The sequence below is a fragment of the Paenibacillus roseus genome, assembly GCF_016424485.1.
Lineage (GTDB): Bacteria > Bacillota > Bacilli > Paenibacillales > Paenibacillaceae > Paenibacillus_D > Paenibacillus_D roseus.
Map to the genome: position 1 here is coordinate 12,499 of NZ_JAELUP010000065.1, position 14,926 is coordinate 27,424.

At 48.5% G+C, this 14,926-nt stretch carries 11 protein-coding genes; 5 read left to right on the forward strand and 6 right to left on the reverse strand.

Annotation, left to right across the window (positions count from 1 at the left end; all coding sequences use genetic code 11):
* Positions 1 to 33: 33 nt before the first annotated feature.
* The 3 genes from JFN88_RS12155 to JFN88_RS12165 are packed head-to-tail and all read left to right on the forward strand — an operon-like array spanning position 34 to position 3,595.
* Positions 34 to 1,368, forward strand: a complete 1,335-nt coding sequence (locus JFN88_RS12155) for a spore germination protein (RefSeq protein ID WP_199019569.1) — start codon at positions 34 to 36, stop codon at positions 1,366 to 1,368.
* Positions 1,365 to 2,498, forward strand: coding sequence for a hypothetical protein (locus JFN88_RS12160; RefSeq protein WP_199019570.1), 1,134 nt, complete (start codon positions 1,365 to 1,367; stop codon positions 2,496 to 2,498). Before JFN88_RS12155 ends, JFN88_RS12160 begins: the two co-directional genes overlap by 4 nt.
* Positions 2,495 to 3,595 carry a Ger(x)C family spore germination protein gene (locus JFN88_RS12165; RefSeq protein ID WP_199019571.1) on the forward strand — a complete coding sequence of 367 codons (1,101 nt, stop codon included), beginning with the start codon at positions 2,495 to 2,497 and terminating at the stop codon, positions 3,593 to 3,595. The genes JFN88_RS12160 and JFN88_RS12165 overlap by 4 nt, the downstream gene beginning before the upstream one ends.
* Before the next feature lie 42 nt (positions 3,596 to 3,637).
* Here JFN88_RS12165 and fni read toward each other — a convergent pair whose 3' ends face one another.
* Positions 3,638 to 4,717 carry a type 2 isopentenyl-diphosphate Delta-isomerase gene (fni, locus tag JFN88_RS12170; protein ID WP_199019572.1) on the reverse strand — a complete coding sequence of 360 codons (1,080 nt, stop codon included), beginning with the start codon at positions 4,715 to 4,717 and terminating at the stop codon, positions 3,638 to 3,640.
* A gap of 359 nt (positions 4,718 to 5,076) precedes the next feature.
* Here fni and nagB point away from each other — a divergent pair, with 359 nt between their 5' ends.
* Positions 5,077 to 5,835: a glucosamine-6-phosphate deaminase gene (gene nagB / locus JFN88_RS12175; RefSeq protein WP_199019573.1), complete on the forward strand. Its 759-nt coding sequence runs from the start codon at positions 5,077 to 5,079 to the stop codon at positions 5,833 to 5,835.
* Positions 5,804 to 6,973 (forward strand): N-acetylglucosamine-6-phosphate deacetylase, encoded by a 1,170-nt coding sequence (gene nagA, locus JFN88_RS12180; RefSeq protein WP_199019858.1) that lies wholly within the window; start codon positions 5,804 to 5,806, stop codon positions 6,971 to 6,973. The genes nagB and nagA overlap by 32 nt, the downstream gene beginning before the upstream one ends.
* 167 nt (positions 6,974 to 7,140) lie before the next feature.
* Here nagA and JFN88_RS12185 read toward each other — a convergent pair whose 3' ends face one another.
* The 5 genes from JFN88_RS12185 to JFN88_RS12205 all read right to left on the reverse strand — a co-directional run bounded on the left by JFN88_RS12185 (position 7,141) and on the right by JFN88_RS12205 (position 14,909).
* Entirely contained in the window at positions 7,141 to 10,149 is a 3,009-nt protein-coding gene (locus JFN88_RS12185; protein WP_199019574.1) for a golvesin C-terminal-like domain-containing protein, read from the reverse strand.
* Between the two features lie 97 nt (positions 10,150 to 10,246).
* Complete coding sequence (locus JFN88_RS12190; RefSeq protein WP_199019575.1) at positions 10,247 to 11,602, reverse strand: FAD-dependent oxidoreductase; 1,356 nt, start codon at positions 11,600 to 11,602, stop codon at positions 10,247 to 10,249.
* A 35-nt stretch (positions 11,603 to 11,637) separates the two neighbouring features.
* Positions 11,638 to 12,474 carry a carbohydrate ABC transporter permease gene (locus JFN88_RS12195; RefSeq protein ID WP_233167762.1) on the reverse strand — a complete coding sequence of 279 codons (837 nt, stop codon included), beginning with the start codon at positions 12,472 to 12,474 and terminating at the stop codon, positions 11,638 to 11,640.
* A gap of 21 nt (positions 12,475 to 12,495) precedes the next feature.
* On the reverse strand, positions 12,496 to 13,371 hold the full coding sequence (locus JFN88_RS12200; protein WP_199019576.1) for a carbohydrate ABC transporter permease: 876 nt from the start codon (positions 13,369 to 13,371) through the stop codon (positions 12,496 to 12,498).
* Positions 13,372 to 13,556: 185 nt separating this feature from the next.
* Positions 13,557 to 14,909, reverse strand: coding sequence for an ABC transporter substrate-binding protein (locus JFN88_RS12205; protein WP_199019577.1), 1,353 nt, complete (start codon positions 14,907 to 14,909; stop codon positions 13,557 to 13,559).
* Positions 14,910 to 14,926: the final 17 nt, after the last annotated feature.

The following is a 14,926-nucleotide window of genomic DNA, read 5'->3' on the forward strand; positions in this document are numbered from 1 at the left end:
TAACAGAATCATTCATGTCGGAGGATAGCGCTGATGATTAACAGAATTTTGACTATGTTTGCCGATTCCAAGGATCTAATTACAAAACGAATGAAAAATGACGACATTAGCATTGAGGTAGCCTATATCGATTCTCTCTGCGATGAAAGTAAAATTTCCGAAGCCATTTTCGTTCCTTTTTCACGCAACTTTAAGCCGTTTGAGGAGATCGTGGAATTCAGCTCCGAGTTCAAGCCGATCCATGAAATGACCGAGTGGGCTAGTTCCCTGCTGCGCGGCTATGTACTTATCTATATCAATTCCAAATACTACTCCTACGACGCTTCCCGGAACATCCGGATTGAGAACCAGAATACCCAGGTGGAAAGTTCCATTCAGGGTCCTCAGATTGCCTTGACAGAAGATTTGAAGGATGGGCTGAACCTGATTCGCAACCGCTATCCCGAGCCGAACCTGGCTGTAGAAGAACGAACTCTTGGCGTCTCCTCCAAGACGAGAATCGCTATTTTGTTTGACAATCGCAGAGTCAATGACAAAGTGCTGAAAAATGTAAAAAAGAAAATCCTCGAAATTAATGCCGATATGCTGCATTCCGCTGGTGAGATTGTTAGAGAGCTCGGCGGCAATCGCAAGCAATTGTTTCCTACAACTTTGATTACCGAACGCCCTGATCGAATCAGCAACAGCATTGCTCAGGGCAAGGTGATCATTCTGATTCACGGCAGCATGTTCGGCATTATTCTGCCCATAACCTTTTATGATTTGATGAACACGATGGATGACCAGTATGAATCCTTCTGGATGAGCCGGACGCTGATGGTGATGCGCTATATTTCTGTATTGATGACCGTGACGCTGCCAGCAATGTACATTTCGATTGTCTCCTATAATCCGGAGCTTTTTCGGGTGCAACTAGCCTTCTCCATTGCCGGCAGCCGCTCCGCCGTTCCTTACCCGTCGTTCATTGAGGTGCTGGTTATGCTCTTTATGATTGAGATGCTGGTAGAGGCCAGCGTACGCCTGCCGCGCTACATTGGTTCTACTGGCACGACAGTGGGCGGTCTTATTCTCGGGCAAGCCGCTCAACAGGCAGGTCTTGTGAGCAGCATCATGATCATCGTCACTTCTGTCGTTGCGATTTCAAACTTTGTTATTCCGAACAACTCCTTGGCGTTTGCAATCCGCTTTTTAAAATACCCGTTGATCTTTTTGGCTGTTTTCTATGGCATCACCGGTGTCTGCATCGGCATGTTCTGTTATTTAGTATATTTATCAAGCATAAGAAGTTTCGGGGTTCCCTATTTCAGAATACATCGCAAACCAGCCCGAAACGCAGAAGGTGACCTGGGGCAGGTGAGCTCTTCATGAACCGATATTTTTATTACAGCTTCCTGTATGTGCTTCTTATCAATATTATGATGTTTGTGCCTAATATCATCATCCAGAATCGCTATTCAGGGGGAATCTCTTCCCTCCTTTTAGCCATTCCGTTCGGGACGATGCTCGCCCTGCTGTTCTCTTCCTCCATAAGCAGGTTCCCGGGCAAGGCCGTTCCGGAAATTTTGTTTGATCATTATCCCAGATGGTTGGTAGTCCCTTTCATGTGGATGCTTGCCGCCCTTTACTTTTTAGGCTCAACCATCGTGCTGGTAGCTTTCTCCGTCGTTATCAACCGATTTTACAACCCGGATACAAGCTCGAATGTCGTGCTGTATTTGCTGATTGCTACCTGTATTTATTGTTCGACCCGAACAACATTGTCTCTGGTGTTTGCTTTGGAAGTATTAATTATTATTAACGCTCCGCTTGTTATGTTTGTGCTTGGCAAAGGGATTTTCACATCTGATCTGGACTGGGATGCCATGCATACCGTAGCGAATTATTTCAGAATGCCACCCAATCTAGTGTCTTTCGCTGCTGCCACCTACATATTTTCAGGCTATCTCAATATGTCGATACTAAACCGGGCGCTGCCGCCCAACTTTCGGTTGAAGCACCGCTGGATCATCCCTTTGGTAGGCACGCTTGCCATGTTCACCTCAATTTTCATTCCGATCGGCTTTCACGGAACGGAAGCCGTAGATGAATACCTGTTTATCTGGAGCATTACTGCCGATTCCATGAAGATGGAGTACGGCTTTATAGAGCGCGTGCTCTTCCTGTATCTGATCTTGTATCTGAATTTGACGCTATTGTTTACAACGTTTGGCTGGCATAAAGCAATGGAATTTTTGAAAAGCACCTCAAAATCGCACAAGCCGCATTTGGACCCAGAAAAGATCCCTAAAATCAACTGGATCATTTGCGGAGCATTTGGCCTGATAGCCATTATTTACAGCGGTGTAGTAAATGAAAAGCAAAACTTTTCCATTGCGACAGTCTGGCTCATAATTCGTTTATTTGCCGAGATTTTATCTGTAATCTGGATATGCTGGCTTGCTTACAGGCTCAAATCCAAATCCAAGTTCAAAGTAAAGGGGCAGTCTGAATCCAAATGAGACATCTGATTTTTACTGTCCTCTTCGTTTTCATAGCAAGCCTTGTATTAGGAGGCTGCGGGTTCAAAGATATCGACAAACGTTTTTTTGTCGTTGCCACAGGCATTGACCACAGCGATAATCCAAATAAGCCCTTCCGGGTTACATTGCGGCTTGCCGTCACTTCCCCTAAAATTGAGCCAGGAGCAGGGAAATCCCAGTTGGAGACCATAGATGCAAAAACGATAGCGGAAGGTGTACGCGAGTTGAAGGCTTACGTGGATAAGGAATTGGATTTTGGCCACTGCAAAATTTTTATGATTGGAGAGAAGCTCGCCCGCAAGGAGATGGATCAAGCTATAAATTGGATGACTCGCCGAAGAGATATTCAGATGATTGCCAATGTCACGATTGGCCATCCTACTGCGGAGGCTATATTGAAGATTCAACCGAAAAACGAGCGGTATCCGGGCAATACGTTATTTCTCAGCTTCGGCAAGGAAGGAACGGATTCGTCGTATACGGTAACCGAGTATATATTTGGAATGAGAAAACGACGCACTGAAAAGGGCATTGATCCCGTCCTTCCGATTATCATGCCTGAAAATGAAACGTATCGAATTAGCCAGGCCGGGGTTTTAAATAAGAAAAAGCTGATCATCATCCTTAGTCCGGAGGAAACTCAGCTTTATAACCAGATTACAAATAAGTATTTAAAATCGAGCCTTGGAGGGAATGTCGAACAAGATCCGTATGTGCTTGCTGTCGGCAGAATTCAATCCAGGTTTAAAATCAAAAATAATGCTCAGGGCAAACCAGTAGTCGAGATGCGTATCAAAATCCACGGTTTGCTGGAAGAAGCGCCGAAATTGGTTTTTGATAAAGATTGGGCTTCAATTGAGCAAGAGCTTGCGAAGCAATACAGCAAGTCCGTTGTACGGTTGCTCAAAAAATTTCAGCGACAAGGCGTCGACCCTATAGGCTTTGGCCTTAAATATCGAGCAACACATTACAGCGGCGGGGACAAATCCTGGCAAGAGTGGCAGGGCATCTATCCGAACATTGAATTCGATGTTCAAACCCGCGTTACGATAGAAGGCACAGGTCTGATTAAATAACAGCAGACGAATCCATGAGAATGGACAGCCAGTTCAGCTCCTTTACTTCACAAGCCGGGTCGTATGCTGCAACTCTTCGATACTGCCTGCCCCAATTCCGAACATTGCGGCTTTAAGCTCGAAGGCGATCCGGCGAAACTGATCATGCAGCGCTTCTTCCCAAATTTCCCCTTCTTCTGTAACTGCTGCCCTGGGAAGCAGCGCCCTTCCAAATCCGACCAAATCGGCGCCGAGTGCGATTGCCTTCGCTGCGTGCACGCCATGGAGCAAGCCGCCGCTGCCAATGATTCGCGCCGTCGGGGCTTTGGCGCGAATGTCCGCAATACAATCTGCAGTCGAAATTCCCCAGTCCGCAAAGGTTTCAGCAGCCAGACGCTTCATTGTATCGGAGCTGCGATACTTCTCAACCTGACTCCAGGATGTCCCTCCTGCTCCGGCAACGTCGATAAAAGCCACACCAACCGACATGAGGGATTGCGCAGTATCGCCATCAATTCCCCAGCCCACTTCCTTGATGCCGACAGGGACATCAAGCGAGCGGCAGATCTGTTCGATTTTACCGAGCAGGTTGCTAAAGTTCGTATCCCCTTCGGCCTGAAATACTTCCTGCATGCTGTTCAAGTGGAGTACCAACCCATCGGCCTCCGCCAGATCTACAGCCTTCCGGCATTGATCGATTCCGTATCCGTAATTTAACTGCACCGCGCCCAGATTGGCAATAATCGGTACGTCCGGTGCATAAGACCTAATCTGAAATGTGGAGGCAAGCCTCTCGTTCTCTATTGCTGCCCGCATGGAACCGAGTCCGATCGCCCATCCATGTTGCTGGGCGGCTTCAGCCAATCTCCGGTTAATTTCTCCCGCTTCCGCTGTTCCGCCAGTCATAGAGCTGACCATAAGCGGCGTCCCGATCTTTTTACCCAGAAACTCCGATTCCAGGGAAATGCTATCGAATGCAAGCTCGGGCAAAGCGCGATGGCGAAACCGGACGTTGTCTAGCCCCGTAGCGATGCCTTCAGCCACAACTTGTTCCTCCAGGCAAATTCGGATATGTTCCCCTTTGCGTTTTGCTGTTGCTGCTGATTGTGCTTCTTTATGTACATGGTTAAATTCCGCTGCCAATTGTTATTCTCTCCTTCCGCCACCCTCAGGCTTTTATTGCTGCCGCGCGGATGGACTTGTCGGAAGGGGCCTTAAGTCCCGCAATCCGATAAATCTATATAGTTGAAACGAATAAAAGTCAGGTTCGTGTGAAACTTTGGCTTATCCTATATCTTTTTCGTCATAGCTGTGACCCGATATAATACTTTATGCTTACCGTCCATCATAACCCAGTGCCTATCCCCGTCGCAAGTTGAGGGTAGGCATCAGATTATTTTTTGAAAATTTAAATCATTATTATGATTTTTGCAATCAAAATCATTGTTGGATGTTAATCTTTTGATTATAATTAAAGCATATAAACAAGGGAGATGAGCTATATGATCATTAAACGGTTTGATAGGCAGGAAGAACTGGACCGGTATGCGGCGCATCTGATCAACACTATCGTCAGAGAGAAGCAGCACCCAGTGCTGGGACTTGCTACAGGCTCCACTCCGGTCGGCATTTACAAAGCTGTTATTGAAGAAGCGTCCCGCACCAAGCTTTCCTTCGGCCATGTTACAACGTATAATCTAGATGAATATGTCGGGTTGGCTCCCGATCATGAGCAAAGCTACAGCCGCTATATGAATGACCACCTGTTCAAGCATCTGGACTTGGGGAAGGGCAATACCCACCTTCCTGACGGGCTCGCGGCTGATCCTGAGGCAGAGTGCCGCAGATACGACGAGATGCTGGCCCAGCAACCGCTTGATGTACAGCTCCTTGGGGTCGGACACAACGGACATATCGGTTTTAACGAGCCGGATGCCCAGTTGCATGGCAGAACCCATGTGGTCAAGCTGAAGGAAGAAACAAGGAAAGCAAATGCGCGTTTTTTTGATCAGGCCGAGCAGGTGCCGGAATTTGCCTTCACCATGGGTGTAGGCTCGATTTTGAAAGCAAAAATGATCATTCTTGTAGCCAGAGGGGGCGATAAAGCCGCCATTGTGAAGAAGGCGCTGCAGGGACCGATCACGACCGAATGCCCGGCTTCCCTGCTGCAAACCCATGCGAATGTTATCGTTCTGCTTGACGCCGATGCAGGAAGGGATTTGATTGAGGATGGAACACGGTTCCAATTGGTACATTCATAATGTACATTTGATTTTGGAGAACAGCATTGACAAAGGAGCATTAACTGTTGAGGACGGCATCATTGCTGCCGTTCATATTGGGGAAGAAGCCGAAGCGCCTGAGGGGGCGACGGTCATTGACGGAGAGGGCGGCTACATGCTTCCCGGCTTTATTGATATGCATGTTCATGGCGGAGACGGCAGCGAGTACATGAATATCTCTCTTGAAGGGTATGAGGCAATATCCCGTTTCCATGCCAGCCAGGGCACGACAGGCCTGCTGGCCACAACGGTTACCGCATCCCGGGAGGATATTGAGGGTGTGCTTGCCTGCGCGGCTGAATTCCAGGAACACTCGGGCGCATATGCCCGGCTAATAGGTGTGCATCTTGAAGGCCCCTTCATTAGCCCGAAGTGGCCGGGAGCCCAGAACCCGGCTTATATCGCCAAGCCCCAACTCAGCTGGGTCAAAAGCTGGAACGAGCATTATCCGGGCCTGATCCGCCAGCTTACGCTCGCTCCCGAAGCTGAAGGAGCCATGGAGCTGATCTCTTGGCTGGATAAACACGGCATTATTGCCGCTGCCGGACATACGGACGCAGATTATGAGACCATCGTGGAAGCGGCGGAGCACGGCTTGTCGCAAGCTGTCCATGTGTTTAATGCCATGACACCGCTCCACCATCGCAAGCCGGGAACTGCAGGAGCCGTTCTGACACAGGACAGCATCTGTGCCGAGGTCATTGCCGACGGACACCATGTTCATCCCGCTGCAATCCGGTTGCTGCTGAAGGCCAAGCCCGCAGAGCAAGTTGTACTGATTACGGATGCCATGTCAGCCGCAGGTCTTGGAGACGGCTGCTACAAGCTTGGGGAATTGGATGTCCATGTGAAGGGCGGCGTTGCTACGCTGGCCAAGGAAGGCAATCTGGCCGGCAGCACATTGACAATGATCCAGGCATTTCGATATATTCTGGAGCACTCGGACCTTGAACCGTGGCAGGCAAGTCGCCTTGCCAGCGGCAACCCGGCCCGCCGTCTGCATATTTGGGAGCAGACCGGCAGTATTGCGGAAGGCAAGCTGGCTGATCTTGTATGGACGGATAACGAATTTCGCATCCGAAAAACATGGGTAAGCGGCCTTGCCGTGAATGAATAAACGAACTATAAAAAAACCAGCCGCCAGCCAGGGAACGCGGGAACAGCTTCATGCGAAGCTCGTGCAAGAACTTCGCATGGAGCTGTTCTCTTCGGTCGTCATCTTCTTCCAGCATCATTACGATCAAGCGGTTACGCAGCACCAGAATCTGTGCTCGGATTCGTGCCTCAAATTGGCTCCACGGCTTCGACGGTCACAGTCGCTTCCGCATATATACCTGTCAGTGGATTTGTAGCGCGAACGATTGCTTCGCCTGCCTTCAAAGCAGTTACTTCGCCTGTTCCATCAACCGTTACGATAGCAGGGTCGCTGCTGCTCCATATGAATCCGCTGTCCGTTGCATCCGTCGGTGTGAAAGTTGCCAGCAGTCCGGCGCTTTGGCCAATCGTAAGCGTCAATTGCTGCGGTTCCAAGCTGACATCGGTAATCGGAGTCAGCTCGAATCTGGCGGCATCGGCCCGCAGCGGACGGTTATGCGCCGGATTGGCATCCTCCAGCACCACATAGCTGTGCGATCCGGCCGGCAAACGGTAAGTGCCCAACTCCTGCCATGATCCTTGAAGGAGAAATTGATTTATCACCATCTGGTCGATCAATTCGTCATCGACATAAATCGAGTACCTGGCAGCAGTTGTCGTATATGCCGGCGTTTCCGGATTACCCGGCAAATAAACGGAGATCCGATAGCCGCCTTCTTGAGGCAGCATAGGGGTCCATTTCGCCGAGGCGTCTGTGGGATGTGTAATCGCTCGTGATATGCCGCCATGATAGCCTTTCAACACTGTCGAGTTCACCCATTTATTCGTTGCTGTTCCCAGGCTGCCGTTTTGCTCCGTATACCCTGAAGTATTGTAATGGCTATCGATTGTGATTGGAACAATGACAGGGTGATCGACTACTCTAACGAGAACGTCGGCAAACTTGTGGGTTGCAGGATGGAAAGCGCGAATTGTCGTTTCTCCAGGATGAAGCGCTTGCAAGTTGCCGGCAGAGTCGATAGAAGCGACTTCATGATTGGAACTTGTCCATACTACCGTCCGATTGGTTGCTTCAACTGGAGTGAAGATCGGCATGAACGTATAGGCATCGCCGGCTTGAATTGTAAGAGAATCCAACTCCAAATCAAAGTCTGTCGCCGGAATCAGATCAAGCTTTAACGCATCGGCACGCAAAGGTCGATCATGCAGCGCGCTGCTGTCTTCAAGCAGTACATAGCTATTGGCTCCCCTGGGCATGTCGTAGACGCCGAGTTCCAGCCATTTCCCTTGTGCATGAAATTGATTGACTTCAATTTCATCAATCTTCACATCGTTCACATAAATAGAATACAACGCTTGCTGAGTCGTATAGGCAGGCGCTGCAGGATTACCTGGCAAGTAGACGGAGATGCGATAGGGTCCAGGTACAGAAATGGCGGGAAGCCACCTCACCGAAGCGCCGGTCGGGTGTGTAATCGCTCGCGAACCGCGTCCATCATATCCTTTCAACACCGAAGAAGTGACCCATTTGTTCGTCGCAGTACCCAGTGTACCTTCCGTCTCGGCATACCCGCCGTCATAAAAGCTGTAAAGCAAGGATACAGGTCCCGTGATTTCAGGCACGATATCATTGATCTCAGTAAGCGATCCCTTTACATAGACAGGATCTTGTGTGAGAGAAAGAGAAACTACTCCATTGTCCGGTTGCAATTGCGTACTATTGCCCATCATATCCGTTAGTTGAACTGCCTCTGTTGTATGCAATTCAACTTCTGTGCCGGAAGGAGCGTACATAACATAAATATCGTCAGTGCCGTTATTGAACTTGTACACGTAAACGAGACCGGGGGCAACGTCCTCAATTTGAACGAACTGCGCATCCGACAATTGTCTAATGATTGTAGCGTAGGCGACGAACGAAGGCTTGGGCACATAAGCGCCTTTGGCATCATCCGGGTGACGAACCATGCCGAAAGTTCCTTCAAAGTCATTAGGCAGCGTCGAACGATTTTGCAAATTGTAAATATTGATCGATTTAATGCCTTGTGTCAGAGCTGTCGCAACTCTGCGGGCCGTATAATTGGCTTGAACGTATTCATCGAAATTAAAGTTAGTAAAGCCTGTTTCCGACAAATTCATTGGAATAAGTTGATTGTTGTTATATTGTTTCATCAAATTTTTGTGGTTCTCAATTTCGCCAATAATTTCTTCGGGTATCCGAACGTAGGAGTGGAAGGAATACTCATCCATATACTGAAGAGCGCCCCTCTGATACAAATCCTCCAGAAAGTGCCCCGAACCAAACTCGGCGACATCCATGCCGGAAATCGTAACATTCGGAAACAGCGGCTTTAGTTCTTCATAGGTTGTTTTCAACAAGTTAAAATAAAATTCCGCTCTCTCTTCATCCGTATTCAGACCTTTGCTGAAAGATGGAATATCCGGTTCATTCCATACTTCAACCCAATTGACCTCGGGGTAGTTGCCAAGCAGTCCCTTCGCATAGTTGGCAAATGCAAGTCTGGCTTCTTCGCTGGTAGGAGACATGCCGTTATCATAGAGCGCATTGTATAGAGCCAACGTCATAAAGGGTTTAATTCCGTAAGTGCCCAGCAGATCGAGATAGTTGTCGTGGAAGACTTGAAACTCCAGTTCATTCGGGATCCGTTCCACGTCCTCCCAACGAAAGGAGTCACGCAAATATTTGACGCCAAGCTTGGCTGAGACCGGAACAAGAGCGTCCGCGCTTTGGGCTATGATATCTGTGCGCGCAGCGTGGGTTTGAACGGAAAAGGGCGAGTTCTCGATTGTGCTTGCATCGAAAGGAGCAACGACTGCAAACGATGTTTCCTTGATGGTCAACACGTTATCGCCCTGCTTGGCTGTAACAATCAATCGAAACCAGCCGTTGCGAGCAGGTTCAACGACCAGATCAGCTGTTCCGCCGCTGATGGCTAGCTGACCGCTTTCCACCTCATTTCCCCAGTAGTCATAGTAAATCCAGTGTATTCCATCCCCTGAGGTATTGATTTTAAAGCTTTTCTCATCTGTGCTGTAAAAGATGTTGCCGGTAACCTTCTGAACAATTTGCAAGGCATCGGCATGTGCTACATGTGTATTCGACACAAATCCCCAGCTGCTTAATCCGAGCACCAAGCAAACGACGAGTATCATAGACTTCATCTTGTGTTTAATCAAGGTTCTTCTTCCTCCTTATAGTAATATTCTGCTGCTACGATGTTAATCCTGAATCGCGATTTCACCTCCCCCCTTGAGAATTCAAGCTTGAGAATTGCTAGTTCAAGATGGCGCCGCGCCGCAGCAGCTCGTCCTGAACAAGCTCGGCCTTCAGTTCGCCCGGTGCCAACGATTGCTTGACGGACAAAGCGGCAGCAACGCCGGCCGCTTCGCCAAGCGCAATCGAGACAGACATGACCCGCAAGGAACTGAATGCTTCATGCGTGGCCGAAATGCATCTGCCTGCGGCAATCAAATTGCTTACCTTATCCTGCAGCAAGCAGCGCAGCGGTATATCATAGGAGGCCCCTTGGCCAAGCTCCACATAATGCGTGCCTTGGCCAGTCGGATCATGAATATCAATCATATAGTGCGCTTGGGCCACCACATCGTCAAATTGCGTCAGTTGAATGACGTCCGTTTCAGTTAAGGTATAGCTTCCTCTTATTCTACGGCTTTCGCGAATGCCCACCTGCGCGGCCACCCTTAATAGATAGCTTTGCTCAAAGCCAGGCGTATATGCTTTGAGAAACTTCACGCATTCTTCAATTTGGTAGCGCCCCTCGATTTCCGCCCTTGTCAAGTCCTCCGTCTTCGTACCATTCACCTGTTGGATGCGAGTCATGTTCAAATAAATCACATCTGGTCTTCCCGGCAGCGTCCAGGCGATAGCAATCGATTGCCTAGGCACATTGAACAGAAAGCCATCGGCCTTTGCCTTGGCAATGCGTTCCTCCTGTCCACCGAAAATAATATGATTCATGCCGGAGATATGACCGTCGAACGGCGCCCCTTCAATTTGCTCAATCTCTCGAATGAGGCGGTCCGCATTCACGCCGCCAACGGCAAACATCAAAGACACCGGCTGCATCAGACCGTCCGACGGCCTGCCAATATCGTAAGGAACGCCCGCCCGCGCGCACACATCCGCATCTCCCGTTGCATCAATGAAGGTCGTTGCCCGAATGGCTTGCCTCCCCGATTTGCTCTCTACAATCAGCGCTTCCACACGGTCACTATTCATGACCACATCGGCAACCCATGTATGAAGCATCAGTTCTACACCGGCAGCCAGCAATGATTTCAAATAATAAAAGGCCAGCGCCTCGGGATCGAACGGCTCGTAATTATTTGTTTTTACCAGCGCGCCTTGCCGATACAGCTTTTCTCTCATCTCCTGATAAAGACCGCCGATTATCATGCGCTTCCCATCATGAAAACCGCTGGAAAATCCGGATACCAGGCTGTTCGTGCCCACCCCGCCCAAATAGCCGTATCGTTCAATCAGCAACGTCCTGGCTCCACTTCTGGCGGACGCCAGGGCGGCTGCGTACCCGGCAGGCCCTCCTCCAGCCACAACAACATCCACCTCCCTAACAACCTCGATGGATTGTTCAGGAACGATAATCAACATAGCGCGAACACTCTCCTTCAATAAATTCCGATGATTTACTTCATACCTGTATTTGAGATGCCTTCCACGAACCATTTCTGGAAGAACGCCACGATTACGATAAGCGGTACAAGAGCCGATACAGAAGCCGCCATAACCAGGGTATAATCGGTTCCGTTCTCGTCAACAAAGTTAGTCAAGCCAAGCGGCAATGTATACAAGCTTGTATCACGCAGGAAAATAAGCGGATTTTCGTACTCGTTCCAGGTCCATGTGAAGGTCAGGATCAATAACGACACAAGTGCCGGCTTGGCCAGTGGGATAAAAATTTGCCAATAAATTCGCCAATAACCCGCGCCGTCCACCTTGCCGGCTTCCAGCAGCTCGCCCGGAATCGTCAGGAAAAATTGTCGCATCAGAAAGGTGCCAATAACTGAGAAGATGCCGGGCAATATGATGGATAAATGCGTATTCACTAGTCCTACATAGTCGAATACGATAAAGCGCGGAACAAGTAAAACTTGTGACGGAATGATCATGGTGGCCAGATAAAGCAGGAAAATGAAATCACGACCCTTGAAGTTCAGCTTGGCAAAGGCAAAGCCCGCAAGCGAGCTGGTCAACAAAGAGCCGATAACCGTAAAGACTGTAATTTTGATCGTATTCCAATAATATTGAACAAATTGATATTTCTCGCCCCAAACCGTTGCATAGTTGCGCCAGTTGAGCTCCTGGGGTATCCACTCGATTGGATAATTGAATATGTCCGCTTGTATTTTGAAGGATGCGGATAACATCCATAAGAACGGCGACAGGATTATGACGGCCAACAGCAGCATCGCGGAAGTCGTAATCGTTTTTATAAGCATTGCGTTGAATTGCAGCTTTGTCATCGTGTTTGTCTCACTCCTCGATTAGAAATGCTGTTGCCATTTTTTCTGACTTCTCCATTGCACAAGAGTTACAATGAAAATCATACAGAACAACAGCCATGACAAAGTTGCCGCATAGCCCATCTTGTAATATTGAAACGCCTGCAGATAGATGTGATAGGCCATAACCATAGTCGAATTGAGCGGCCCTCCTTGCGTCATGATATTGATGACCGCAAATACCTGGAAGGTGGAGATAATAAGTGTGATCGCTATGAGAAAGCTTGTGGGCTTTAACATAGGCACCGTAATTTTGAAAAACTGCGTCGCGCGATTAGCCCCATCAATAGAGGCGGCCTCATATAGATCCTTGGGAATTCCCTGCAAGCCAGCCATATACAGCACCAGAGTGTAGCCGATATACGTCCATGCGACGAGAATGATGATGGCGATTAACGCCCATTGCGGACTAGCCAGCCATCCCGGCGGATTGGAGATTCCGATATCCCGAAGGAAGGAATTAATCGGTCCGCTACGGGCATTGTAAAGTACGCTCCATACAATAGACACTGCAACGAGGCTGCTTACATACGGCAGAAAGAAAATCGTCCTCAACATGTTTTTCAAATAGACGAATCGATTAATAATGACGGCTAGCATAAGTCCTGTCACCATTGCCAGAGGGACGGTAACTGCTGTGAATACCGCATTGTTAACCAATGCCCTGCCCAGATATTCATCTTTTGTCATACGAACCACATTGTCGAGTCCGGCGAAAGTGAGTCCGCTAAATCCTTTCAGATAGTCCCAATCCATAAATACGAGATACAGACTGAATAACAAGGGCAAAACGATGAAAAAAAATACCCCCAACAGATTAGGCAATATAAATAAATATCCTGCGATATTTTCTTTCATATCCTCCCTGAACAGCCTGCCCGTTGCTTTAGTAATAATGAGTGTTCCCTCCTCGTGTCGAATATAGGCTTTATATTAATGACTTCAATCTCATAATGAAACGTAGTATTTTGGGCTTTTTCTGTCTTTTTTTTAAAAAAAGCGCCCGTTCATGACTGTCGTCAATGCAGGCGCCTTCTGTGTATCTATTTGCTTTCCGCTTGAATGGCTTGATCCGCTCTGGCTTTGACCTTCTCCATTGCTTGCTCCAGAGACTGCGCGTTCATCATGTACTTCTCGGATTCTTCCGTCAAAATCTTGGTCAGCTCGGCGTAAGCGACCGACTTCACTTGCTTGGGGAACACATAATCAATGCTCAGCACTTGCTTCAAGGATTCCACATTGATAAAGTCCTCCGCTTCACCCACGAACAATTCAACGACCTCGTCCATATCCGCTTGTTTGTTAGTCGGAATACGTCCGCCAGGGATCATCGCCGTGTTGCCTTCGGTCAAATACCATGAAATAAACGACATCGCTTCTTCTTTATGTGCGCTATTGCTGTTGATGGAAATCAGATCATTGAAGCCCGCAATATTTACTTTTTCGCCTTTAGCGTATTGAGGGTTTGGCGCAAAGGCTACTTTAAATTCACGCGGGAATTCTTGCGTGTTTTTTACATACCGCATCAAATGTGTGCCGCCAAGAATCATATTGGCTTGGCCTGTAAACAATTCACTGTACGGCTTCAGATTGCTGGATATCGACTCCGGCCAGCTTACCATCGACTTTTCATCATATAGTTGCTTCTGAAGCTGCATACCCTTCTCAACCGCATCGCTGCCGAAGCTTGACAAGCCCTCTGCATCATAATAAGAATCTTGCGGCTGTTTCAGCGTTAGCAATATTTTGGGCAAGATTTCTCCCGGCGCTTCAATAAAGCTGCCAAAAACCCCATTATTCGTCAGCTTACCCGCAAGCGCAACATAATCGTCCCATGTCCAATCCGTTGGCAACGGTTCGCCCGCCGCCGTCAACGCCGTCTCATTAAATAACACCATCGAAATTTGCTTCATAGCCGGCAAATAGAAAATTTGGCCATCTTGTCTTATGACATTGTCGTTGCCAATTACCGCGTCCACGTCAAAGCCTGCTTTCTGGATGAGTTCATCCAGAGAGGCTGTCATGCCAGCATTCATTCTGCGATTGAAATACGTTTCGCCATAGCTAATGAAGATGTCCGGCGCGTTTGTCTGGCTGATCAAAGCCGTATCCAGCTTCGTATTCCCGCTGTCATCGTTCACATAGCGCACATACTCGACCTGGACCTCTGGATTATTGGCATTCCAATTCGCCACAACATCTCCAGGACCGTTTTCCTCCGGCACCCCGCCCCAAATCTTTAGCTTCACGACTTGAGCGCTTGTCTTGTCCGTCGTCTGTTCCTTTGCCCCTGTTCCGCTGCTTGTGTTCCCATTGCTGCCGCCCGAACATGCGCTCAATATCACACTTAACGCAAGTATGCCAACTAGCACCGTAACCCACATGTTTTTTCTCATCGGAATAATCCCCTTCA